The organism is Streptosporangium sp. NPDC003464 (genome assembly GCF_053588315.1).
Map to the genome: position 1 here is coordinate 15,021 of NZ_JBSFPS010000006.1, position 24,188 is coordinate 39,208.

General features: G+C 72.9%; 20 protein-coding genes. 6 read left to right on the forward strand and 14 right to left on the reverse strand.

Annotation, left to right across the window (positions count from 1 at the left end; translation table 11 throughout):
- Positions 1–51: 51 nt before the first annotated feature.
- From mltG to ACWDS7_RS02515, 7 genes are all read right to left on the reverse strand, one after another.
- Positions 52–1,011 (reverse strand): endolytic transglycosylase MltG, encoded by a 960-nt coding sequence (mltG, locus tag ACWDS7_RS02485; protein WP_451927770.1) that lies wholly within the window; start codon positions 1,009–1,011, stop codon positions 52–54.
- Positions 1,008–1,520, reverse strand: a complete 513-nt coding sequence (locus tag ACWDS7_RS02490) for a SigE family RNA polymerase sigma factor (RefSeq protein WP_451927771.1) — start codon at positions 1,518–1,520, stop codon at positions 1,008–1,010. The genes mltG and ACWDS7_RS02490 overlap by 4 nt, the downstream gene beginning before the upstream one ends.
- Before the next feature lie 106 nt (positions 1,521–1,626).
- Complete coding sequence (locus tag ACWDS7_RS02495; protein ID WP_451927772.1) at positions 1,627–4,455, reverse strand: hypothetical protein; 2,829 nt, start codon at positions 4,453–4,455, stop codon at positions 1,627–1,629.
- Positions 4,452–5,567: an ATP-binding protein gene (locus ACWDS7_RS02500; RefSeq protein WP_306862389.1), complete on the reverse strand. Its 1,116-nt coding sequence runs from the start codon at positions 5,565–5,567 to the stop codon at positions 4,452–4,454. Before ACWDS7_RS02500 ends, ACWDS7_RS02495 begins: the two co-directional genes overlap by 4 nt.
- 12 nt (positions 5,568–5,579) lie before the next feature.
- Positions 5,580–7,025, reverse strand: a complete 1,446-nt coding sequence (locus tag ACWDS7_RS02505) for a VWA domain-containing protein (RefSeq protein ID WP_451927773.1) — start codon at positions 7,023–7,025, stop codon at positions 5,580–5,582.
- Positions 7,022–8,425 (reverse strand): hypothetical protein, encoded by a 1,404-nt coding sequence (locus ACWDS7_RS02510; RefSeq protein WP_451927774.1) that lies wholly within the window; start codon positions 8,423–8,425, stop codon positions 7,022–7,024. Before ACWDS7_RS02510 ends, ACWDS7_RS02505 begins: the two co-directional genes overlap by 4 nt.
- Positions 8,422–8,913, reverse strand: a complete 492-nt coding sequence (locus ACWDS7_RS02515) for a hypothetical protein (protein WP_451927775.1) — start codon at positions 8,911–8,913, stop codon at positions 8,422–8,424. Before ACWDS7_RS02515 ends, ACWDS7_RS02510 begins: the two co-directional genes overlap by 4 nt.
- Before the next feature lie 270 nt (positions 8,914–9,183).
- Here ACWDS7_RS02515 and ACWDS7_RS02520 point away from each other — a divergent pair, with 270 nt between their 5' ends.
- Positions 9,184–10,374, forward strand: a complete 1,191-nt coding sequence (locus ACWDS7_RS02520; protein ID WP_451927776.1) for a sensor histidine kinase — start codon at positions 9,184–9,186, stop codon at positions 10,372–10,374.
- On the opposite strand, the gene ACWDS7_RS02525 is transcribed toward ACWDS7_RS02520, so the two are convergent.
- Positions 10,371–11,003, reverse strand: coding sequence for a response regulator (locus ACWDS7_RS02525; RefSeq protein ID WP_451927777.1), 633 nt, complete (start codon positions 11,001–11,003; stop codon positions 10,371–10,373). The two genes, ACWDS7_RS02520 and ACWDS7_RS02525, sit on opposite strands and share 4 nt — an antisense overlap.
- Positions 11,004–11,108: 105 nt before the next feature.
- Between ACWDS7_RS02525 and ACWDS7_RS02530 the strand changes: the two genes are divergently transcribed.
- Positions 11,109–11,312: a DUF6229 family protein gene (locus tag ACWDS7_RS02530; RefSeq protein WP_306862377.1), complete on the forward strand. Its 204-nt coding sequence runs from the start codon at positions 11,109–11,111 to the stop codon at positions 11,310–11,312.
- 17 nt (positions 11,313–11,329) lie between these two features.
- A complete protein-coding gene (locus ACWDS7_RS02535; RefSeq protein WP_451927778.1) occupies positions 11,330–14,281 on the forward strand; it encodes a type 2 lanthipeptide synthetase LanM family protein in 2,952 nt (983 codons plus the stop codon).
- 140 nt (positions 14,282–14,421) lie between these two features.
- On the opposite strand, the gene ACWDS7_RS02540 is transcribed toward ACWDS7_RS02535, so the two are convergent.
- Positions 14,422–16,290, reverse strand: a complete 1,869-nt coding sequence (locus ACWDS7_RS02540; RefSeq protein WP_451927779.1) for a bifunctional polysaccharide deacetylase/glycosyltransferase family 2 protein — start codon at positions 16,288–16,290, stop codon at positions 14,422–14,424.
- 390 nt (positions 16,291–16,680) lie between these two features.
- The gene (locus ACWDS7_RS02545; protein WP_451927780.1) at positions 16,681–17,223 is read right to left on the reverse strand and encodes a hypothetical protein; all 543 of its coding nucleotides are present in this window, start codon (positions 17,221–17,223) and stop codon (positions 16,681–16,683) included.
- Positions 17,224–17,720: 497 nt separating this feature from the next.
- Here ACWDS7_RS02545 and ACWDS7_RS02550 point away from each other — a divergent pair, with 497 nt between their 5' ends.
- Both ACWDS7_RS02550 and ACWDS7_RS02555 read left to right on the forward strand, forming a co-directional pair.
- On the forward strand, positions 17,721–18,479 hold the full coding sequence (locus tag ACWDS7_RS02550) for an IclR family transcriptional regulator (RefSeq protein ID WP_306862368.1): 759 nt from the start codon (positions 17,721–17,723) through the stop codon (positions 18,477–18,479).
- Positions 18,480–18,602: 123 nt separating this feature from the next.
- Positions 18,603–19,496, forward strand: a complete 894-nt coding sequence (locus tag ACWDS7_RS02555; RefSeq protein WP_451927781.1) for an SMP-30/gluconolactonase/LRE family protein — start codon at positions 18,603–18,605, stop codon at positions 19,494–19,496.
- 98 nt (positions 19,497–19,594) lie between these two features.
- Here the strand turns inward: ACWDS7_RS02555 and ACWDS7_RS02560 are convergent, their stop codons facing one another.
- The 4 genes from ACWDS7_RS02560 to ACWDS7_RS02575 are packed head-to-tail and all read right to left on the reverse strand — an operon-like array spanning position 19,595 to position 22,849.
- A complete protein-coding gene (locus tag ACWDS7_RS02560; protein WP_451927782.1) occupies positions 19,595–20,410 on the reverse strand; it encodes a carbohydrate ABC transporter permease in 816 nt (271 codons plus the stop codon).
- Positions 20,407–21,339 carry a carbohydrate ABC transporter permease gene (locus tag ACWDS7_RS02565; RefSeq protein WP_451927783.1) on the reverse strand — a complete coding sequence of 311 codons (933 nt, stop codon included), beginning with the start codon at positions 21,337–21,339 and terminating at the stop codon, positions 20,407–20,409. Before ACWDS7_RS02565 ends, ACWDS7_RS02560 begins: the two co-directional genes overlap by 4 nt.
- A complete protein-coding gene (locus tag ACWDS7_RS02570) occupies positions 21,336–22,616 on the reverse strand; it encodes an ABC transporter substrate-binding protein (protein WP_451927784.1) in 1,281 nt (426 codons plus the stop codon). The genes ACWDS7_RS02565 and ACWDS7_RS02570 overlap by 4 nt, the downstream gene beginning before the upstream one ends.
- Positions 22,613–22,849 (reverse strand): hypothetical protein, encoded by a 237-nt coding sequence (locus ACWDS7_RS02575; RefSeq protein ID WP_451927785.1) that lies wholly within the window; start codon positions 22,847–22,849, stop codon positions 22,613–22,615. The genes ACWDS7_RS02570 and ACWDS7_RS02575 overlap by 4 nt, the downstream gene beginning before the upstream one ends.
- A 271-nt stretch (positions 22,850–23,120) precedes the next feature.
- On the opposite strand from ACWDS7_RS02575, the gene ACWDS7_RS02580 reads away from it, so the two are divergent.
- Positions 23,121–24,131, forward strand: coding sequence for an endo alpha-1,4 polygalactosaminidase (locus ACWDS7_RS02580; RefSeq protein ID WP_451927786.1), 1,011 nt, complete (start codon positions 23,121–23,123; stop codon positions 24,129–24,131).
- Positions 24,132–24,188 lie beyond the last annotated feature (57 nt).

Sequence of the window (24,188 nt, forward strand, 5' to 3'; positions counted from 1 at the left end):
CCGCCGAGGGTCCGGGGGCACGTGATCGCAGGCGGGACGCGCGCCGCTCCGTCACCCCTTCCTGCGGTTCTTCTGGAACTCCTCCTTCAGCTTGAGGAACTCGGATTCGGAGCCGGCGAACTTCGTGACGCCCTTCTCCGGATCGGTCGTCACGAAGAACAGCCAGGGGCCGGGGGCCGGCTTCAGGGCGGCCTCGATGGCGTCGTCCCCCGGGTTGCCGATGGGACCGGGCGGCAGGCCGAGGCGCATGTAGGTGTTGTACGGCGACCGGCTCCGGATGTCCTCGTTCGAGGCACTGACGCCGTACTTGTTCAGGCCGTACATGACCGTGCTGTCCAACTGCAGCCTCATCTCGGGCGTGTGGTTCAGCCGGTTGTGGATGACCCGCGCGATCTTGGGCATGTCGCGCTTGTCGGTCGACTCGGCCTGGACGATGCTGGCGATGGTCAGGATCTCCAGTGGCGTACGGCCGGCGCGCCTGGCGCCGGCCACCAGGTCGGCGTCCTGGGCCGCGCGGTTGAAGCGGGTGACCATCGCGGCGAGGATCTCACGGGGGTTCGACTCGGGCGAGACCTCGTAGGTCGCGGGGAAGGCGAATCCTTCCAGCGCGCCCTTGGCGTAGGCCGGCAGGCCGAGCGCCCCGCCGTCCTTGACGGCCCGCTCGAACTCCGCCGCGGGCCTGCCGGTGGCGGTCGAGAGCCGATCCAAGATGTCCGAGAGCCGCAGCCCCGCTTTCACGGTCAGGGTGGTCCGCCCCCGTCCGGTCTCCACAAGCGCCTGGCCGGTGCCCTGCCCGGTGGGCTCCCGCGGCACCGTCACCCGGGAGGACAGCCCTTCGACCGCGAGCGCGGCTCCGACCGCCAGCACCGTGACGGCGGCCGCCGCCGCCAGGGCGAGGCCACGGCGGGGGGATCGGCCTCCCTCGGCCTGGAGGAACCGGCCCGGTGGGGGTGGCTGCTCATCGTGGGCCATGTCGGAAAGGGTCTCGCGCAGCAGATCCTCGATGTTCATCGCAGCTCCCTCACGGTGCTCAGCTCGGGTGCGGCCTTCTTCAGGCGCTCCAACGACCGGTAGATCTGGCTGCGGACCGAGCCCACCCTGACCCCGAGCAGCCGTGCGATCTCGGTCTCGGACAGGTCTTCGAAGTAGCGCAGCACGAGTATGGTCCGCTGCCGGGGTGTCAACCGGGCAAGAGCCGCGCGCATCATCAGGCGGAGGTCCACGATCTCGGCGTGCCCGTCGCCGATCTGTTCGGGCAGCCACCCGGTGGACACTTCCGCGATGCGGGAACGGCGCCGCCACCAGCTCACCTGCTCGTGGTACATGACGCGGCGGACGTAACCCTCGACGGCCGCCGGGTCGCGCAGGTCGCGCCACTTCGCCGACGTCTTGGCCAGCGCCGACTGCACCAGATCCTCAGCGGCGTGCCGGTCACCGGTCAGCAGGTACGCGGTACGGAACAGAGCCTCCGACCGGTCGATGACGAACTGCCGGAAGTCCGCCGCAAATCCTGGATCCACCCGTCCTCCTCGCTGTGTCACCAGCCAAGGACGCGGGCAGGTCTCCGATCTATGCCGACCCGTCCGGGCCGACCTGTCTCCAGGACCGCCCGGGACGGCTCGTCGCTCAGCCCGCCGCCGGGGAGAGCATGGTCCGGGACGGCGCGAGCAGTCCCGCGACGGCGTCGGCGGCCGCGGGATGCCGGGCCAGCAGTTCCGCCACCGCGGGGTGACCGGGCCCGTCGGCGGCGGGGACGGCCTCCTGCCATCCGCCGTCGCACCCGAGCAGCGCGGCCACGGCGTCGCACGCCGCCGGGTGGCCGGCCAGCAGCCCGGTCACCGGCCCGGCCGGCGCGGCCACCCGTCCGGCGGGCGCCTGCGGCACCGCCCGCGCCGCCCACGGCGGCACCCACGTGTCGACGGAGGCCAGGCTCGCCGGGAACGTGCGGCCGGCTTCGCGGACGAGTACGGGCACGAGTTCGGGCGCCTGGTCCCGGAGGGTCGTGATCAATGTGGGCAGCCACGGGAGCAGGATGGCGTCGGGCAGCCGGGCGAAGGCCTTGGACATCATCTCGACCACGAAGGGCGCCAGCGCCGGAGCCGGCTCCAGCGCCTGGACGAACCCGCTCATGTACTGGGGGAAGGCCGGGATGACCAGCGGGTTGGCCAGCAGCTCGTCGCAGCGCGAGCGCAGCTCGGCCATCGGCAGCAGGCCGAGCTGGGACTGGGCGGCCCACAGCAGCGCCACCTTGGCGGGCGCCTCGGGATGCGACTGCCGTACGGCCAGTTCGAGCTGCGCGCGGTCACACCCCAGGGCGAGCGCGAGGCTCTCCATGCTGGACAGGAAGCCGAGCATGGCGGCCACCTGGCGGACGCCGGTGTCGTCGTCCACGAAGGCGGTCGGCAGCAGCGTGCAGTAGTGCGCGTATCCGGCGGTGACGAAGTCCTCGCACCACGCCGGCAGCACCGGCTCGGTGGCGCGGTAGTGGGTCAGCAGCCTGCGGATCCGGCGCAGCACCTCGGGGGCGTCGTCCACGGTGCGCTCGGCGGCCAGCAGCTCGACCGCCCGCGCGCCGAGCTCGTCGGTGAAGCGCCGGCTGCCCAGGTAGAGGATGGCGTCCTCGACGGCCGCGAGGGCGACGGCGGCGGTGGCCCGGGGCTCCCACACGCTACGGCGCAGGCGCTGCTCCAGCACCTGCTCGACGGTGACCCCCTCGTAGCCCAGCTCGATGATCGCCCGCTGGTGGTGGCCGATCGCCAGGTCCCAGCTCTCCTGGATCGACCGCTCGCCCAGCCTGCGCGAGCCCATGATGGGACGGACGGCGCCGTCTGGCAGCAGGTGGCGCAGTATCCACAGCAGGTGGGAGCAGGGCACCAGCTCCGGGGACGCGTCGAGGTTCAGCAGCGCCCGCTGCACCGCGCGCTTGTCCAGGTTGAGTCCCAGCGGGCTCAGCCGGTCGTACACGTCCTGGGCCAGCGGCGGCAGGGCGTGGTAGCCGACCTGGCCGATCCGGTCGCCGCCCAGGAGGATCTCGCACAGCCGGCGCACGTCGCGGCGGCCGGGCACCACGTCCTTCTCGATGCACGTGACCGCGGCGTCCTGGAAGTCGTAGGGCGTGGGACGGGCCCGGTTGCGCATGCCGGCGAGCAGGATGGACGTCTCGAACACGGCGATGGCGTCCGCCGTGCTGGCCAGGTAGCCGTTGCCGCGGGCCAGCCGGACGATGTCGACGCACCATCCCAGCAGCTCAGCCTCGTCGAGGCCGTCCAGCGCGGGCGGGTCCGACAGGAAACCGGACAGCCGGTCGGTGACCGGCCCCGGCGGGGTGGGCGCCGCCAGCGGTGCGCGCCCCGCCCGCTTGCGGGCGCCCTGCTGGCCCGCGAGCCGGTACGGCGTGACGCCCCAGCGCGCCACCGCCTTGGTCCAGGTCGCCGCGGCGATCGACACCGAGCCGGAGGCCAGCCCGAACTGGGCCTCGATGGCGGAGTGGCTGGAGGGGATGAGCCCGTACAGCCAGCGCGTGGCCGTGGGGGGGCTGATGTCGTAGGCCGGCGCCTCGGCCGCCAGCCCGAACTGCTCGACCCGGCTGGCCGCGTGGAAGGCGCCGCACACGTACAGGCACTGCGACGGGTCGGCGCCGGACGCCGCCAGGTGCTCGCGCATCCGGGTCCACATGTAGCGCTCGCGGTCCTCGTCACGGGCCAGCCGGTCGCCGTCGCCGGGGCCCAGCCGCCGGAACAGGCTGCCGATCAGCACCATGACCTGGCGGTAGGTCTCGTAGTCCGCGCCGGCCAGGGGCTGCTCCACATACTGGTCCCACCACTCGGACCAGTGCCGGACCTTGCCGTGGTGGAGCAGGTGCGCCTCCAGCTCGGCGAAGCGGGGCCGCAGGTCGCCGATCTCGATGCCGACGGCGTCGCCGTGCAGGGCCGCCTCCTCGCCGTGCCCGGCGGCGTCCTCGTCGGCCGCCGGGGGCTCGGCCGGCTCGCGGGGCAGCCACTGGAAGACGTGGTCGGCCGAACGGTCCACCAGCACCAGCTCGACGTCCGGCGTGTCGAGGGCGTAGGCGATGGCCTGGTACTCGGCCGACGCCTCGGTGATGGGCGCCACGACGCTGAGCGGCCCCCACGCCGGTGGGAAACCGTCGAGCTCGGAGGCGAACGCCTGCAGCGCCACGGGGAGGCGGCAGTTGCGCAGCTCGTCCAGGAGCGGCTGCAGGTCCTCGCACAGCTCCAGATAGACGACCTTGGGCTGCTTCTCGCGCAGGCGCCGTGCCATCGCCAGCGCCGAGGCCGGTGAGTGGTGGCACACCGGGAAGATCTCAAGCTCCTCGCGCAGCGCCCGGTCGACGTCGTCGACCATGCCCGACAGGATGCCGGGCACGGCGCCCGGGGCGTCGGCGAAGGCGGTGGCGGCATCGAGCAGCTGCTCGCGCAGGGCGCCGAAAGGGCTCATGACAGCGTGGAGATCGCCTGGCGGCCGCCTTCGAGGAATTCCTTCCACTCCCCGCCGTCCTTCTTGCTCCGGGGCTCGACGACACCGTGCCAGTACTTGTTCAGGATGGCCAGGTCCTCCGGGCTGCGGCGGGCCAGCGAGCCCACCAGCGAGCCGGCCAGGGTCTCCGCCCGCAGCGTGCGGTCACCGAAGAACTGGCTGTGCAGGATGGCGTCCTCCAGCACGCCGATCTGCTCGGCCGTGGACAGCGCCGACTCCAGCTTCTCGTCGTCGCTGGTGGCCGAGGCCGCCGCGGCGCGCAGGTCGGCGAAGCTCTGCAGCAGGATGTCCAGCAGCGTGGGCGGCAGCTCCAGCTCGATCCGGTGCCGGCGCAGCAGCTCCGTGGTGCGGAAGCGGACGATCTCCGCCTCGCTGCGCTTGTTCGTCACCACGGGGATGCGGACGAAGTTGAAGCGCCGCTTCAGGGCCGACGAGAGGTCGTTGACGCCGCGGTCCCTGCTGTTGGCCGTGGCGATGATCGAGAACCCGGGCTGGGCGAAGACGATGTTGTCGTCGTCGAGCTCGGGGATGGACACGTACTTCTCGGACAGGATGGAGATCAGGGCGTCCTGCACGTCGCTGGTCGAGCGGGTCAGCTCCTCGAAGCGGCCGATCACGCCCTGCTCCATCGCCGTCATGATCGGCGAGGGGATCATCGACTGGCGGGACTGCCCCTTGGCGATCACCATGGAGACGTTCCACGAATACTTGATGTGGTCCTCGGTGGTGCCGGCCGTACCCTGGACGACGAGGGTGGAGTTGCGGCAGATGGCGGCCGCGAGCAGCTCGGCGAGCCAGCTCTTGCCGGTGCCGGGGTCGCCGATCAGCAGCAGTCCCCGGTCCGAGGCCAGGGTGACGATGCTGCGCTCGACGAAGCTGCGGTCACCGAACCACTTCTGGGAGATCTCGCGGTCGAGCCCGTCGGAGCGCTCGGAGCCGAGCACGAACAGCCGCACCATCCGGGGGCTGAGCCGCCACGAGAACGGCTTGGGCCCGTCGTCGACGGACTCCAGCCAGTCGAGCTCCTCGGCGTACTTCACCTCGGCGGGGGCACGCAGCATCTCGTTGGTCATTCGCGGGGTCTCCTAGGCGAGGAAGTTCTTGAGCTCGAACACGAGTTTGCGGATGTGGCCCGAGATAACGGGGGTGCCCAGGTCCTTGAGTTTCTGGCGGAACCAGGGGTCCACACTCTGGTGTCCCGAGCTGTTCACCGAGCCGACCGGGATGAACTTCACCCCTGACCGGTGCACCGCCTCGAAGTCGGTGATCAGTGCTCGGTTGTCGTAGAAGTCGGAGATCCACACCATCACGGTGTTGCGCGGATCGGCGATCTTCGGCCGGGCGACGGCCATCGCGACGGTCCCGTCGGTGCCGCCGCCGAGCGTCGTCCGCAGCAGCACCTCGAACGGGTCGTGCACCCACGGGGTCAGGTCGAGCGCGCGGGTGTCGTAGGCGACCAGGTGCACGTCCACCTTGGGCAGCCCGGCGAAGATCGAGGCGAGGATCGTGCAGTTCACCATCGCGTCGACCATCGACCCCGACTGGTCGACGACCACGATCAGCCGCGCGGGCGTGGTGCGGCGGGCGGTGTGCCGGTAGTACAGCCGGTCCACGTACAGCCGCTGGTCCTCCGGGCTCCAGTTGGTCAGGTTCTTCCAGATCGTCCGTTCGAGGTCGAGGTTGCGGAAGACCCGCTTCGGCGGCACCGACCTGTCGACGACGCCGACGCTGGTCTTCTCGACCTGCGTACGCAGCACCTCGGCGACCTCGTCGACGAACCTGCGGATCAGCGCCTTGGCGTTGGCCAGCGCGACCCCCGACAGGTTGGCCTTGTCCCGCAGCAACTGCTCGATGAGCGACATGCTCGGCGTGAGCTTCCTGGCCAGGGCCGGGTCGGCGAGCACCTCGCGCAGGCGCATGCGCTTGACGAGGTCGCCCTCCAGACCGGCCAGGACACCGGCCAGCTCGCCCGCGCCGGGACGGGAGCGCAGCTCACCCGGCTCGGCCCCGAGCGCCTGCTCGAACCAGCCGGCGTCCTGCTGCCAGCGGGCCAGGTCGGTGGCGGTGACGTTGCCCGTCCCGGTCGAGAACACGTTGAGCAGGAGCTTCGACACCAGGGCCGCCCGGCGCACCTCGGCCGCGCCGTCCCGCTCCGGCCGGTCAGCGCCGTCATCCTCGGCCGCGCCGTCGCGCTCAGGCTGGTCACCGTCGCCCTCGGGCGCACCGTCGCGCTCAGGCTGGTCAGCGCCGGCGTCCTCGGGCGCACCGTCACCTTCCGTCGGCCGGTCGCCGCCGTCGCGCTGCGCCATCAGGCCCCGCAGCTCGGCGCCCAGGTCCGGGAAGCGCTGCACGAGGGTGTCGACCGACACCGACGGGTCGAGCAGCGCCGGCGGCAGCCCGAGGTCGTCGACGATGGCCACGCTGGCGGCCTCCAGCGAGGGCTGCTCGTCGGTGTCGAACACGCGCGCCAGAAGGCGCCAGTAGAGCACCTGGCGCCGGTTCTCGTCGGCGCTGATCCGGGGGTCGCTCATCGCCGCAGCAACCGCCCGGCCCGCTCGCGCAGCACGGCCACCACGTCGCCGGCCCTGGCCTCGGCCTTGGCGGCCTTGGGGTCGGTGGGGCCCAGCGCCCAGTCGCCGTTGTGCGCCGTGACCGGCTTGCGCTTGACCGTCGCCTGGACCGCCAGGGGCTGCAGCAGCCATCGGCCGCCGTCCCAGCGGATCAGGCCGATGCAGGCCGAGGAGGCGGTCACCAGCTCGGGGGTGAGCGGGCCGCAGGCCGGCAGGCGGTCGACGTCGACGGCGAGGGTGTTGCCGTCCAGGTCCAACGTGCCGTCGGCGGCCGCCTTGTAGCCCTCCACCAGCACGGGTTCGGCGATGCGCACCGGATGGCGGTCGAGGGGCGGCACCGCCGGGGCGAGCGCGCCGGTGAGCTGGACCCGGGCGGTGGCGAACGGGTCGGCGGGCCCGCCCGCGCGGGCCCGGTCCTCATGCCACACCAGGTCACCGCTGCCCAGCAGGGGCAGGTCCGTGACCTCCAGGCCGCGGTGCTCGGCCAGCGCGCCCAGCAGCACGGGGTAGGCGCCGAGCAGCCGCCACAGGGTCGGGCCGACGATCGTGTCCACCTTCGCGGCGGCGACGCTGGTGCGCACCAGCCGGGACGGCCCGCCGCCGGCGGGCTCCAGCACGCCGTGCACCTGCACCTGCACCGCGGTGCCGTGCTCGTGCACGTCGGCGCCGAGGATCAGCAGCCGGCCCGACACCGTCTCCGCGGGCGCGGAACCGCCGGGCAGACCGCCGGGCTGCGACAGCAGCAGGGCACGCGTCCACAGGTCGGCCCAGCGCCGTGCGGGCAGCCGCTCGGCCGCCCCGACCGGGCATGACGCCCGCAGCTCGGCCGCCAGGCCGTCGAGCAGCACCGCCGGCCGGCGCAGCTCCGGTACGGCCAGCAGGGCCTCAAGTGTCTGGTCCGAGGCGGAGACGAGGTCGTGGTCGACGCCCCGCCATCCGGTGATGGCCAGCTCGTGGAGCCAGGACCGGGCCCCGCTGAGCAGGTTGTCGGCCACGGGCGCCGCCGTGGACGGCGCTCCCTCCCACGGGGCCCTGGACCGTCCCAGCGCGGCGTCGAGACGGCCGAGCAGGGCGTCGTGCACCGCGCCGAGCAGGGCGGCGCGCCCGCCGGCCAGCACCGTCAGATGCTCGCCGGCGACCGAGCCGGCGGCGAGCTTTCCGGCCGCCTCGCCCGCGCGTCCGCCGAGCGGCGTGGCGGCCAGGGCCCCGGCCAGGGCGGCGAGCGCCGCGGCGCGGTCCTCGCCGAGCCGGGCGAATCCGTGCACGAGGGCGTCGTCGAAGCCCGTCACCAGGTCGAGGGCCTCCCCGACTCCCGCCGGGTCGCCGTCGAGCAGTTCGGCCAGCTGTACTCCGAGCATCATCGGGCCGCCCCCGTGGCCGGGAACCAGTGCAGTTCGGGGATGGGCTCGGTGGTGTCGGGCAGCTCCAGGTAGGCCAGGTGGCGCAGGAAGCGGCTGAACACGACGGCCGCCGGCGCGGGCTCGTGCCCGCCGTGCAGGCAGCTCATCAGGTCCGCGCCGTCGCCGACCTCGACGCGCAGGTAGCGGGCCACCCGGTCGAGGCCGTACTGCAGCACGGCCTCCGCGGCGAGCGCCTGCAGGTGCTTGCACGGCGAGCCGTACACCCCGCCGCACGGCCGGTTGTTGTTGGTGCTGCAGCTGAAACCGTGCGTCCCGGCGGCGATCGACGAGACGTACACCCGGGCGATGTCCGAACCGCTCGACACGACACCCTGCAGCCGTCCGTCCGCCAGTTCGACGAAGGGGACCTTCGCCAGTTTGCGGGGCTGGACGGGGGAGACCACCCGCGCCGCGCTGCACTGCTCCCACGCGGTTCTGTCCGCGCTCACGATCCTCGACCTCCAGCCCAACGGCTCGCGGACGCCAGGCTGTGCTGCGGCATCTACGCGAACGGCCGATCCATGATCCGGAAATGTACCCCATGGGCGCGTCGGCTGCGACCTGGCTCCGGAGCCCGCGCCGCCCCTCCGGGACCTGTCCGGCGGGCCCCGGACGCCCCGGAGCGGCCGCCCCCGCGGCACCGGCGCCCCTTCCTCCGCCGGGACTTGTCGGAGATCATGACGACGCGGACATCGGCGGGGTCAGGGATGGGACGGGACGTGGGTCGATGGGGCACGCTCGGCTGGCGCGATCCGGAATACCTCGCCGCCAGCCCCGGCCGCGAACGCGTGCACCGCTTCGTCGCGATGCTGCTGATCCTGCAGCGCCTCAGCTACCTGGTCCCGGCGGGCGCGAGCCTGTTCAGCGCCGACGGGCTCTACGAGGACCGGGCGCTCAACGCCCTGCTGCTGGCCGTCGCCCTGGCGTGGAACGTTCTCCAGTCCGTGTCCGTACGGCGGCGCGGCTGGTTCGCCCCCTGGGTGGTCGGCGCGGACGTGGCGGTGACCTGCGTGCTCATGATGGGGGTCACCGCCAACTGCGTGGGCGCCGCCACGACCGGCACGGCCAACTGGTCCTCCTCCGCCCTGCTGTCCACGGGGGCGGTGGTCGGCGCGTTCACCACGCGGCCCCGCCATGCCCTCGCGCTCCTGCCGCCGATCGCCGCCTACGCGGTGGCGCACGCCGGCGACCTCGGCCTGCGCTACCCGCTCCCGCTCGACCTCGCCGTGCGCGTCAACGGCTACGTGTGGTTCGCGGTGATCGTCTACTTCATCCGCCGCTACCTGGCCGCCCAGGCGCGCCGCCTGGACGACCTGACGGAGCTGCGCCTGGCCGCCGAGGCGGAGCAGGCCCGCTCGGCCGAACGGCTGGCCCACTACCGGCAGTTGCACGACACGGTGCTGACCACGTTGACCGCGATCGCCCGGGGCGGCCTGGACCACCGCGCCGAGCAGGTCCGCCGGCGCTGCGCCGCGGACGCCGAGTACGTCCGGGCCCTGATCGGGCAGGACTCGGCGGGCCCGCCGACCACGCTGGGCAACGGGCTGGCCCAGGCGGTGGCCAGGGCCGCCTGCCTGGGGCTGCGCGTCAGGCATGCCGCCGCGGCGCTGCCGGAGCGGCTGCCGCCCGAGGTCACCGCCGCCCTCACCGACGCCTGCGGCGAGGCGCTCAACAACGTCGCCGTGCACTCGGGCGCCGGGGAGGCCTGGCTCACCGCGGTCACCGTGGACGGCGCGGTGACCATCCGGGTGGTGGACCGGGGCCGGGGGTTCGCTCCCGAGGAGACGGAGTTCGGCTTCGGGCTGCGCTCATCGGTGATCGACCGCATGCGGGAGGCGGGTGGGAGCGCCGCGATCCTGGCGGCACCGGGGGAGGGCACCTGCGTGGAACTCGTCTGGCCCGCCGGCTAGGGCAGCAGGCCGTCCTCCCTGGCCCGGACGGCCAGCTCCAGCTTGGTGTAGGCGGGCCGGCCGGCCTTGCGGTATTTGTCCTTGACCCGCTCCAGGTAGTTCTTGGCCGTCCCGGGCTGCACCCCGGCGCTGCGCGCGGCGGCGGCCAGTGTCATCCCCGAGGCGTAGGCCAGCAGCACGGCCCGCTCCTGCGGTGACAGCGTGGGCCGGTCGGCGCAGCGGTCGGACAGCCAGCCCAGGGCGAGCTCGGGAGAGTAGGCGACGCCCTCCCCGACCACCTCCCCGACCCGCGCGATCAGGGCCGCCAGGTCGTGGTCCTTGGTCAGGTAGCCGCAGGCCCCGGCCCGCACGACCTTCCTGGCCATGTCGCCGGAGGGCACCACGCTGACCACCAGCACCCGGCGGCCGGCGCGTACCAGCTCGCGGACGTTGTCGAGGGGGTCGGAGCCGTCGGCGAGGAGCAGGTCCAGGATCACCACGTCGGCCTCGCCGGTCTCGGCCTCGGCCCCGAGCAGCGCGGCGACCGTGGCCCCCGCCGCCGCCAGCCGTACTCCGGGGACCCCCGCCAGCCAGGCGGCCAGTCCGTCGATCAGCATCTGGTCGTCGTCGACCACGGAAATGGTGATCACCAACCTCTTTCTCATAGACCCCATTTGCTGTCAAGTGAGCAGTTGTGGCGTCTATCGCCCCCCTCCTCCGCCTCAGATCATGGCCACACCGAGAAGGGAGTGGCCATGAGCGTGACCATCGAGAAGGCCGAGGAGATCATCGCCGCGTGGCGGGCGGGTGAGGAGCCCGGCGACGGCTGGGACAGCCCGGCGGGCCCGCTGCTGCCCAGCGGCGAGTACGCGGAGTCGGAGATCACCATGACCGGACCGCCGATCTCCGGCCGGTGCGGCACCGCGTGCACCGCCTCCCCCACCCGCTACTGCTGCTGAGCCGGAGGGCGGAGCGCATGGCCGGTGAATTCGACCCCCCGCTGGACGTCCTGACCGGACCGGCTCTGGCCGACCTGGCGGCCCGGCTGGGGTCGATCACCGGCCTCACCGCCGCCGACCGGCGGGCCCTGCTCGACGGCGCCGCCGCGGCGCTGGAGGAGACCGTCCGCCGCAAGGTCACCCGGGTGCTGGTGCTGGAGCTCAACGCGGCGAGGATCAGCGGCCGCCTGACGGCCGCCGACCCCGCCGCCCGCTGGGAACAGTGGCGCCGGAGCGTCGCCGGGCCCGCGTTCTGGCGGGAGCTCGCCGGCCACTATCCCACCATGACGGGCAGGCTGCGGACCGTGATCGGCAACCGGTGCGAGGCCGCCGCCCTCCTGGCCCACCGGTACGCCGCCGACAGGGCCGTGCTCCCCACCGGGGAGTTGACGAGTGTGGAGTTCGGCGCCGGCGACAGCCACCGTGGCGGGCACGCCGTCGCCGTCCTGCACGGCGTGGACGGCCGCGTGGTCTACAAACCACGCCCGCTCCAGGTGGACGCGGAGCTCGCCCGCCTCATCCCGCGCGTGCTGCCCGGCGAGCCGCTCATCCGCGTGCCCGAGGTGATCGTCCGTGACGGGTACGGCTGGGCCGAGCACATCCGGCACCGCCACTGCGACGGCGACGCCGAGCTGCGCGCCTTCTACCGGGGGATCGGCCACTGGCTGGCGCTCATGCGCCTGCTGGGCGGCAGCGACCTGCACGCCGAGAACCTGATCGCGGCCGGACCCCACCCCGTCGTCGTCGACTGCGAGACACTCTTCACCCCGCACGCCTCCGCCGCCCCCTCCGGCTACGGCCTGGCCGTCGACCGGGCGGTGAGCCTGGTCGAGGGCTCGGTGCTGCGCACCGGGCTGCTGCCCGGCCGGGGTGTCGCGCTGGGCTGGCGCGGGGTCGACCTCTCCGCCGTCGGCGCCCTGCCCGGACAGCAGCCGTACATGGAGCTGCCCGTCGTGCTCGGCGCGGGCACCGACACCGCCAGGCTGGGCGTGGAGCGCGTGCCCGTCCCGCAGACGGCCAACCACCCCAGCCCCGGACCGGTGCTCGGCCGCTACTGGGACCTGATCCTCGCCGGGTTCGACGAGCTGACCGAGCGCCTGCACGCGATGGACGGCCGGGGCGAGCTGGCCGGGGCGCTCGACGCCTTCGCCGACTGCCCGATCCGGGTGGTGCTGCGCTCCACCGAGTCCTATGCCGAGCTGGGCAGGATGCTCTGGCACCCGGCCGCGCTGCACGACGAGGCGGCGGCGCGCGACAAGGCCGCGCGGCTGCTGGCCGAGCAGGCCGGGAACGTGCCGGGCGCGCCCGCCGACCCCGCCGTCATCGCGGCGGAGGTGGACGAGCTCTGCGAGGGCGACGTCCCCTTCTTCGCCACCACCCCGCGCAGGGGGCGCATGGACGGCCCCCGCGGCACCGCCCACGGCCCCGGGCAGGACCTCATCGCCGACGCGGTGCGCCGCTGGCGCGGCCGCGACCAGGCGCTGGACCGCCAGGTGATCCAGGCCGCCCTGGTCAGCGCCTATCTCAACGAGGGCTGGCTGCCCGACGAGAAGCCGCTGGCCCCCGCCCTGGTCCGCACCGACGACCTGGACGGCAGGCGCCGCACGGTGGCCGCGGGCATCATGCGCGGCGTGCTGGACAGCGCGGTGCGCGCCGAGGACGGCACCGTCACCTGGATCAGCCCCGTCCTCAACCCCACCGGCTGGACCGTGCAGCCGCTCTCGTCCGACCTGTACGGCGGGGCGCACGGGGTGGCCGTGCTCCTGGCCGCCTACCTCCAGGAGGCCGGGCAGGGCCGGGCCGACCCGGTGGACGGGGTGGCGGAGCTGCTCGCGGGCACGCTGCGCACGATCAGGCAGATCGAGGACAGGGACGCCGAGCACCGGCGGGAGGGCGTGCGCCTGCGCCCCCAGCCCCCCGGCGGCTACATCGGCGTCGGCTCCCAGATCTGGGGCTGGCTGCTGCTGCGCCGGCTCGGCGCCGTCGGACGGGAGGAGGCGCTCAGCCGGGCGTCCGCGCTGGCCGCGACGGTGCCCGGGTCGGTCGCGGCGGACGATGTGTACGACCTGGTGACAGGTATGGCGGGAGCGGTGGTGCCGCTGCTGGGACTCGCCTCCCAGACGGGCGACGGGCAATGGGCCGGACAGGCGGCCGCGATCGGGGTACGGCTGGCCGAGCTCGCCCAGAGCCGGGAGCCGGGGGTCTGCTGGCCGAGCGCCCGCTTCCCGCAGGGGCTCGGCGGCCTCGCCCACGGCGCCACCGGCATCGGCTGGGCCCTGTCCCGCCTGGCCGCCTCCCCCACCGGGGCGCCTGCCTCCGGCACGACCGCCCCGGACACCGTGACCCCACCCTCCGGCGCCGGAACCGCCTCCCCCACCGGGACATCTGCCTCCGACGCCGGAACCGCCTCCCCCACCGGGGCGCCTGCCTTCGGCACGACCGCCCTGGCCGCGTTCGCCTACGAGGACTCGCTCTACGATCCCGGGCTCGGCGGGTGGCGTGACCTGCGCGAGGACGGGATCACCGCCGCCGCCTGGTGCCACGGCGCCGGTGGCGTCGGCGTGGTGGCCGCCGACCGGCTGGCACGTGAGGGCGGCGAGCGGTGGCGCGAGACGCTGCGCCGCGCCGCCGCGGCCTGCTGGGGCGAGGGCCTGGGCTGGAACCACACGCTCTGCCACGGCGACCTCGGCGCCTGGGAGGTGATCGACCTGGCGCTGGCCGCCGGCGTCGGTCCCCGGGGCGTGGACAGGGAGAGGCTGGACGCCTCCATCCTCGGCGGCATCGAGGAGCACGGCCCGGTCAGCGGCCTGGCCAGAGACGTCTTCGCCCCCGGCCTGCTGCCCGGGCTGGGCGGCGTGGCCTACCAGCTGCTGCGCATGCGCGCCGGCGGTGCCCTGCCCTCCGTCCTGCTGCCCGACCCGGAGGGATGAGGCGTCCGGACAGCCGACGGGGCCGGCCCGGCCCCAGGCAGCCCGGCCGTCCGGGCCGTCCGGGCCGGCCGGCGCCGAGCCCGGGGACCGGGAGGCCGGGAGGCCGGGAGGCCGGAAGGCCGGAAGGCCGGAAGGCTGTCTCAGCCCGCGAAAGTGCCCTCCCGGCGGATCGTCTGCCAGCGCAGGCGCACCCCGAGCACGGCGGTCGCCACCGACTGGATCACCACCAGGTACATCAGCTGCCGGTAGACGAACTGCTGCAGCGGCAGCACCCACAGTGCCGAGGCCCGCTCGCGGTCCAGGCGCAGCGCGTACCAGCCGCTGAACGCCTGGACGAGCACGAATCCCGCCCAGACGGCCACCACCGGCAGCGGATCTCCCATCAGCACGCTGTAGACGGCCATGACGTCCACGACCGGGGCGAGCAGCGGCAGCACCACCTGGAACAGCGTCAGGTAGCCCAGGCAGCGCCGGCCGAACGGGCCCGGCTCCGTGATCGCGCGGCGGTGCTTCCACATCGCCTGCAGCGTGCCGTAGCACCAGCGGTAACGCTGGCGCCACAGCTGCCCGAGCGAGGTCGGCGCCTCGGTCCACGCCAGCGCGTTCTCCTCGTAGACCACCCGCCAGCCGCCCCGGCACATCGCCATGGTCAGGTCGGTGTCCTCGGCCAGGGTGTCGACGCTGACTCCCCCGATCTCCCGCAGCGCCGAGCGCCGGAAGGCCCCGATCGCCCCCGGCACGGTGGGCATGCACCCCAGCAGGTCGAAGGCGCGACGGTCGAGGTTGAAGCCGATGACGTACTCGATGTGCTGCCAGCGGCCGATCATGCCGCGTCGGTTGCCGACCTTGGTGTTGCCGCTGACCGCGCCCACGGCCGGGTCGGCGAGCGGCCGGACCAGGTGCTCGATGGTGTCGGGCTCGAAGACGGTGTCGCCGTCCACCATGACCAGGATGTCGTGCGAGGCGTGCGCGATACCGGTGTTGAGCGCCGCGGGCTTGCCGCCGTTCTCCTGGCGGATCACCCGTACTCCGGGCAGGCCGAGGGAGGCGGCGATGGCGGCGGTGCCGTCGGAGGAGCCGTCGTCCACGACGATCACCTCCAGCGCGCCGGGATAGCCGGTGTTCACCAGTGAGCGTACGGTGGCCTCGATCCCGGCCTCCTCGTTGTAGGCCGGGACGATCACGCTGACGGCGGGCGGCGCGGGCCATGCCGGGGCACGCCCGGCCCGCCTCTTGCCGCCCCGTGCGCGCCGGGCGTGCACCCATGCCAGGACCAGGAAGAACAGCAGCCGCAGCAGGGTGAGGCCCCCGGCGACGGCCAGGACCCACGACATCACCGTGACGAAGCCGCTCGCCCCGCGCTGGGCGAGACCCAGCCCGGTGCCGGCGACGCGCTCCAGGTCTCCGGCCGGGGCGTGGGCGGAGGGCATGCCGAGCGCGGAGGTGAGCGTCGTCGCCCGATACTTCTGCTCGGCGAGCCTGGTGAGCAGGCGGTCCACCGCGGCGACCGTCTGACCGCGGTCGCCTCCCGAGTCGTGCATCATGATCACCGCACCTCTGCCCCGGCGGGGGAGGGCGGCGCGGACGATCTGGTCGACGCCGGGCCTGGCCCAGTCCTTGGTGTCCAGGTCGGTGAGCGCGACGATGTACCCCTCCCCTCCCATGACACGCAGCGCGCGCAGCTGGGGGCCGGTGACGGCCGCCGGAGAGGAGGAGTACGGCGGGCGCACCAGGCGGGTGTGCACGCCCGCCGCGCCGGCCAGCGCCTTCTGGGTCAGCGACAGCTCCAGCCGTAACCGCCAGTCCGGCACGGCGGCGAGGTCGGCGTGGGCGTAGGTGTGGTTGCCGATCTCGTGTCCCTCGGCGACGATCCGCCGGACCAGCTCGGGGTTCTCGGCGATCCGGGCGCCGACGGCGAAGAACGTCGCCTTGGCGGAGTGCTTGGCGAGCACGTCGAGCAGCTGCGGGGTCCAGCGCGGGTCGGGGCCGTCGTCGAAGGTGAGCGCCACCGTGCGGGCCGGGAGGCGGGCGCTGTCCGGCCTGGCACGTGAGATTGAGCACCGGGCCGCCGCGCCGTACGTCGTCGAGCTCGGTGGAGGGCCGGTCGGCCGGGGGCGGGGCGGCGTGCGTCTCGCCCACCGTGTTGGTCGCGTACCCGTTGAGCACCAGCGCTCCCGCCATCAGCACGATGCCGACCGCGACCAGGAACCAGTGCCCTCGCGGGTCGGCCTGCCGCCGGCGCCGTCCCCGGGCCGCGGGGCGCCCTTCTCCGTCCTGGGGCTGCCCGGGCGGGGGCGGCGTCAGGTCGACGAGGGTGACGGTGGCGGAGTCGGCGGCCCCCGCCGTCTCGGCCGGATCCCGCGGCGGCCATACCTGTGTCGCCGGTGGTGGCTGCGGGCTCATCCCTTCGGCCCTGAGGACTTGTCCGGGTTGCGGCCGGGCGGGGTCTTGGTGTGGCCCGGCGGCTCGGTCCGTCCGGCGGTCGGCTCCGGCGACTGCTCGGGCGCCGTCGGTTCCTGCGGTGGGGCGGCCGTGGAGGGGTCCTCGGCGGGTGGTGAGGCCGGCCGCTCCGAGGGCGCCGGCAGGGGCGTCACCCGCGCCGGGGAGGAGACCGTGGGCCGGGCCGTGCGGCGGGCCGGCGGCGTCGGGCGCTGCCGGGCGAAAACCGTGGTGGCCTCCGCACTCGGCGTGGGCCGCGCCGACCGCGTGGGCCCGCCCTCGGGTCCGGCCGTGGTGGCGACGGGCGCCGGCCGCGTGGGACGGTCCCCGGGCCAGCCGACCAGCGGCAGCGACGTGCCGGTGAACAGTCCGCCGACCACGGCCGCCACCGACACGGAAATCAGGGCACCGACGCCGATGCCGACGGCCTTCAGGAGTCGCCGGCGTCTGCCGGTCTGGTCGACGAACACGGCCGTGCCAGTGGGATGCTGCCTGTCACTCACGGACGCAGATGGTAGTGACACATGGTTACGTATGGGGAATTTCATCACGTTTGTGACCAGGCGGACGACGGACGGCCGCCTCCAGCCGGACGGTGACAGCCGCCGGCCACGGCCATGGAGACGGCCGGAGAATCCGTGGACCGCGGGGAATTCCGGGACGGGGGAATAGCCCGCCGGGGGAATCTCGATGCCTAGAGAATTCCGGGATTTTCGTGAATTTCCGGGACTCCCATGGAACGGGGTGTGACGTCAACCTTTCCAGGCGCCCGTACGCACCTCACGGGCCGCGCCTTCCCGACCCATGCGACCGGCACGCGCGGATCCCCGCCGGCCGACGCCGGTCACGCAAGGCCATGGATAGGCTGCACATTGTTCCCACGCTCCACCGGCACGGTTTCCACGCCGCACCGGCACATCCCCTCCTCCCTACCCAGAAGTAGCATGTGTTCCGCATAACGCTATAGCATTCCATTATCCGGAATATTTGAGGAGGATCCATGGGCGAGGCCCAGTCTCCGGTGGGAAGCGTCGATCGCGCCCTGCTGATCCTGCAGGAGATCGGCAGGCACAGCAGAGGGATGACCCTCGACGAGCTGGCCACCCGGCTCGGGCTGCCCAAGAGCTCGCTCCACCGCCTGCTCGGCGCGCTGAAGCACCGGGGGTTCGCCGCGCAGCCCGAGCCCAGCGGGCCCTACTTCCTCGGCTCCGAGATGCTCGCCACGGCCTTCCGCTTCCACGAGACCATGGACCTGCGCGCCATCGTCCGCCCCCTCCTGCTCCGGCTGAGCGAGGAGTTCGCCGAGACCGTGCACATGGCCACGCTCGACGGGGGCGAGGTCGTCTACCTGGACAAGGTCGAGGCGGTCCGTTCGATCACGATGACCTCGGTGGTGGGCGGGCGCAACGCCGCGCACTGCACCGGCGTGGGCAAGGCGTTGCTGGCCTGGACCTACCCGACCGACGAGGCAGTCAAGGCGTGGGCGGAGCGATACGGCCCGCTCGCCGCGCCGAGCCGCAACACCATCACGAGCCCGGCGAAGCTGGCCGCGCACCTGGCCCAGATCCGGGAGCGGGGCTACGCCCTGGACCTGGAGGAGAACGAGCCCGGCGTGCGCTGTGTCGCCGCACCCGTCTTCATGGGCAAGCCCACCCCCGTCGCCGCGGTGAGCGTGACGGCCCTCAAGGACCGCATGCCTCCGGCCAGGATGGAGGAGGTCGGCGCGGCCCTGCGGCAGGCGGTCGCCGAGCAGCTCTGACCCTTGACACCGCACTCCCCGTGGTGGTCTCCTCTAGCCTGTTCGGAATCATATTCTGCATCACGGAATTAAAGGAGTGCGGATGAGACTCAGCAGCTGGCGCGTCCCCACCGTGAGCCCGCGATGACCAGGGTCTCGGAGCCGGAGATCGTCCCGGTGCCCCGGGCGCGGCTGGGCGAGGGGCCACGGTGGGACGGACGCACCGGGACACTCCTGTGGGTCGACATCCCGGCGGGCCGGGTGCACCGTCTCGACCCCTCCGACGGCTCGCACGGCGTGATCGACGTGGGACAGCCGGTCGGGGTGGTGGCCCCCAGGGCCGCCGGCGGGCTGGCGCTCGCCGTCCGGGACGGCTTCGCCGTACTCCCCGAGCCCCGGTGGGCGGCGCCCACGACCGGGGACGCCGCCGCGCACGGCGGCCTGGAGCTGATCGCGCCGGTGACGGCCGCCGAGCGGCCGGGCAACCGGATGAACGACGGCGCCTGCGACCGCGCGGGCAGGTTCTTCGCCGGCACCAAGGCGGAGGACGACACCCCCGGAGCTGGCGCGGTCTACCGGCTCGACCCCGACCACCGCTGCGAACGGGTGCTGGAGGGGGTCACGGTCTCCAACGGGATCGCCTGGAGCCCGGACGAGCGGCTGCTCTACTACGTGGACACGCCCACCGGACGGGTGGACGTCTTCGACTACGACCCGGGCGACGGGCGGCTCGGCAACCGCCGGACGTTCGCCGAGATCTCGCGGGGGATGCCCGACGGGATCACCGTGGACGCCCGCGGCCACGTGTGGGTCGCGCTGTGGGGCGGCGGCGCCGTCCTGCGCCTGCGCCCCGACGGGCGGCTGGACCTGACCGTCGAGATCCCCGCCACCAACGTGACGAGCTGCGCGTTCGGCGGCCCCGACCTCGACGTGCTGTATGTGACCACCGCCTCCGACGGCACGGCGGGCGGCGAGCTGCTGCGCTGCCGCACCTCCGTCGAGGGGATGCCGACCAACCCCTACCGGGAGCACGCGTGACGGTCCCGGAGGCCGACCGGACGCCCCGCTGAGGCCCCGGGCCCGAGGACGTGCCCGCGGGGTCCGCGGCGGGCACGTCCTCGGGCCCGCACCCCGGCTCAGCCCTTGACCGCGCCGGTCAGCGCCTGGACGAACCGGCGCTGGCCGAAGAGGAACACGCCGAGCACGGGGAGCGTCGTGAGCACCGTGCCCGCCATGACCGCCGGCCAGTCGGCGCGGTGCTGGCCCTGGAAGGTCGTCAGCCCCACCTGGACCGTGTAGTTCGCCTCCGAGCTGACCGCCACCAGCGGCCAGAACAGATCGTTCCAGGCGGTGATGAACGTGATGACGCCCAGGGCCGCGAGGGCCGGCCCGGCGGTCGGCAGGACCACCCGGAAGAACACGGCGGACCGAGAGCACCCGTCGATCCGCGCGGCCTCCTCCAGCTCCTTCGGGAACGACTGGAAGAAGGAGGTCATCAGGTAGATGCCCACCGCCGAGCTGAGCTGCGGCACGATGAGCGCGCCCAGCGTGTCGGTCAGGCCGACCCTGTTGAAGATCAGGAAGGTCGGGATCACCGTGAGCTGGAACGGGATCAGCGCGGTGGCGATCACCAGGATCAGGGTGACCCTGGAGCCGACGAACCTGATCCTGGCGAAGGCGTAGCCCGCCATGCTGCACAGCACCAGCTGGGCCAGCACGATCGCGCCCGACACGATCACGCTGTTGAGGAACCAGCGCGGGAAGTCGGAGCCTTCGAGCACCGTGCGGTAGCCGCCCAGGTCGACGCCCTCCGGCCAGAGCGCCGGCGGGAATCGGTTGAGCTCACCCTGGGTCATCACCGAGCTGAGGATCATCCAGACGAACGGCAGCACGGTCACCGCCGACATCGGCGCGAGCACCAGATGCCACCCGCTGGGCAGACGGCGTCTCATCGCATGACCCCCCTCCGCCGCGCGACCAGCAGGCCCGCGACGATCAGCAGCAGGGTCCCGGCGAACAGGGTGTACGCCACGGCCGCGCCGTACCCGGCGGTGAAGAAGCTGAAGGCGAGCTGCCAGACGTAGTAGACGATCGTCACCGTCGAGTTGGCCGGGCCGCCCTTGGTGGTGGTCATCACCAGGTCGAAGAACTGCAGCGCGTCGATCAGCCCCCAGACCGCGAGGAAGATCGTCATGGGCCGCACCGACGGCACGATGATGCGCCGGAACGTGGCCCACCTGCCGGCCCCGTCGATGGCGGCGGCCTCCAGCACCTCCTTGTTGATCTCCTGGATCGCGGCCAGGTAGATCACCACCGAGAACCCGAAGCGGGTCCAGAAGAAGATGAGGGTGAGCACGGACATCGCCTGCGAAGGGCTGCTCAGCAGGCCCTGCACCGGCAGACCGAGCTTGACGAGCAGCCCGTTCATCAGCCCGAAGTCACGGTCGAAGATGTAGCCCATGAGCAGCCCCGCCGAGGTGGCCGAGGCGATGTAGGGCACCAGGAAGCAGGCCCGGTAGAAGCCGATGCCCCGCACCTTCCTGTTCAGCAGCACCGCCACCAGCAGGCCCGCCGCCAGCGAGGCCGGGATGTAGAGCGCCACCAGCAGCCCGGTGTTCCTGAGCGCCTGGTGGAAGACCGGGTCCTGGACCAGCGCCCGGTAGTTGTCGAGCCCGACGTCGCGCCCGGGGGACATCAGGTCGGAGTCGGTGAAGGAGAGCGCGAGCGCCCACACCATGGGGATGATCGAGAAGCCGAGGATGACCAGCGTCGCCGGGCCCGCGAAGGACCATCCCGCGACGTTGTCGGCCGGCTTCCCGCGGTCCCGCGGTCCTCCGCGGGACGCGGCGGCGCGGCCCAGGGCCGGCGCGGTGGCGTTCACGATCCCGGTACGGCGAGCGCCGCGTCGGTCTTGGCGGCGGCCTGGTCCAGCGCCGTCCTGGCGTCGGACCTGCCGAGGAGGGTCTGCGCGATCGCGTCGGCCATGAAGGAGGACACCCGCGGATACTTCGTCGTCGGCGGCCTGACCCGCTTGGCGTTGGCGAGGTTGGCCGAGACCACGTCGATGCCCGGGTATCTCTTCAGGTAGTCCTGGTAGCCGGGCAGCTTGGTGATCGACTCGCGGATCGGCAGCGACCCCGTGTCGGTCATCCACACCAACTGCTGCTCGGCCGCGGTCAGCCAGCCCAGGAACGTGGCGGCGGCCTTGACCCGCCGCTCGTCGTGCTCGAAGACGACCCAGTTGTCGGGCCCCGAGACCGTCTCGTGGTTGCCGTCCGTGCCGGGCAGCCGCGCGACGCCGTAGTCGAGTTTCGCCGCCTGCAGGTCCGGGAGCACCCACGGGCCGGACAGGAAGAGGGCCAGCCGCCCGGACTCGAACAGCTTCTGCCCCTTCTCGGCCGGGCTGGAGTCGAGGTAGACCGACTTGTCGTCGACCGCCATGGCCCGCAGCAGGTCGAGGGAGCGCTGCCCGGCGGGGGAGTTGAAGGCGGCCTTCTTGTGGTCGGGGGAGAGGATGTCACCACCCGCCTGCCAGATCATCGGCCACAACCCCCAGACGGCCTCCTCACTGCCGCTGATCGCCCAGGTGGTGCCGTAGACGCCGCCGCTCGCGTCGGTCGTCCTCTTCGCCATCGCCCGGAAGTCGGCCCAGGTCCAGTCGGGCCCCGGCGGCTCCAGACCGGCCTTGGCCAGCAGTTTCCTGTTGTAGAGGACCACCATGTTGTCGACCACCGCGGGGAAGCCGATGACCTTCCCCTGGACGGTGACCGCCTCGCGCTCGTTGGCCCAGAAGTCCGGCCAGCCGACGGCCGGGTCCTTCACGTGCTCCGAGAGGTCGGCCACCTTCGGGTTGCGGGCGATGTTGGGCGCCCAGGAGCCGTAGAGATAGGCGATGTCGGGGTAGGCGTCGGAGGTGAGCGCTGCGGTGATCTTGGGAAGCATGCCGTCGGCGGTCGCCCCGCCCGACTCGGCCCGGACCTTGACGTCCCGATGGGTCTGGTTGAACCGGTCGATCAGCTTCTCCACGGACTTGGCGGACCTGTCCTCCTGGCCGTGCCAGATGGTGATCTCCACCGGCCCGGAGGCTCGCTCCTCCGCCGCCGCGCAGCCGGTCGCGGCCAGCGCCACGGCGGCGGCCACGGCCAGGGCGCGCCTCACCGGACCTCCCCGATGAGGCGGGGGCCGGTCGCGACGGGGCGGGCGGCCTCCGGACCCTCCGGTCCGTGGGGTGCCGGGATGTGGGGTGCCGGGATGTGGGGTGCCGGGATGTGGGGTGCCGGGATGTGGGGTGCCGGGATGTGGGGTGCCGGGATGTGGGGTGCCGGGATGTCAGGGAGGACGTTCTCGGGGGTTTCGACGCTGCCCGCGCCGACGGACACGATACGTGCCATGGGACTTTCCTTCCGCAGAGCACGGCGGCCGCAGCCGCTGCGTGCGGTGATAATAGCGACTGTCCGCCATGCAGACTAGCTTTCCGTTATACGGAATACGCTGAAAAACGTGGCCACTTATGGAACGGGACAGGGCGTGCCAGCAGGCCGTCCACCGGCGCCCTCCTCCCCGCAGACGTCCGCCGGGACCGCCAGGGAGTTGACAAGCTCACCTCCACCCCGATTTCCTTGATCGCGAAATTTAATTCCGCTATACGGAAAGCAGAAAACTTTGTTGGTCAATTTCCGGGCGCTCCGCCCGGCCCCGCTCCGCCTCGCCGGGCGGCTGGCCGTAGCGGCGGCCGTACTCCTGGCCCCGGTCACGGCCCTCGGCGCCACCGCCTCGGCCGCCGCCGCCTCGGCCGCACCGGCCGGCGCCGCCGCGAGCGCGGCCATCTGGCGCCCTCCGGTGCAGAGCCGCTGGCAGTACCAGCTCGAAGGCAGCACGGCCCACGCGGCGACCGGCGGGATCGACGTCGACGTCTGCGTGACCCCGCAGACGGGCGGCGCCTGCGTCCGGCCGAGCGTGTTCGACATCGACCTCTACGTGGACGCCGCCGTCGCCGGCAACAACACGACCGTCAACACGGCGGCCGTCAAGGCGATCCACGCGCGGGGCGCCAAGGCGATCTGCTACGTCGACTCCGGGTCGATCGAGGAGTTCCGCCCCGACTACCGGCAGTTCGTCGACTGGCACAAGAGCCACGGCAACTCCCTGCTGGGCAAGCCCTTCAGCGCGGAGTTCCCCAACGAACGCTGGGCCAACATCAACAACGACAAGGGGCAGCGTGACTTCCTCCTGCGGATGATGGAGGCCAGGGTCGCCAAGTGCGCCGCGGCCGGATTCGACGGCGTGGAGTTCGACGTCGTGCACGCGCACGAGGAGGGGGCCTCCGTCACCGGCTGGAAGATCAGCGCGGCGACCCAGCTCGTCTACAACCGGGCGCTGGCCGACATGGCGCACCGGCACGGCCTGTCGGCGGCGCTCAAGAACGACCTGAGCCAGGTCTCCGATCTGGTGTCGAGCTTCGACTACACGGTCAACGAGGAGTGCTTCCAGTGGGGCGAGTGCGCCGAGCTCAAGCCCTTCGTCCAGGCCGGCAAGCCGGTCTTCCAGGTGGAGTACAAGACCTCGCCGTCGAGCTTCTGCGCCAAGGCGAACGCCGCCGCGCTCAACTTCAACGCCATCAAGAAAGCCTCCGACTACTCCCTGAAGAACCAGCCGTACAAGCCCTGCCGCTGACCCGGCCGGACGCCCGCTCCCGGAGTGCCGGGAGCGGGCGCGCCGGGTCCGGCCCGC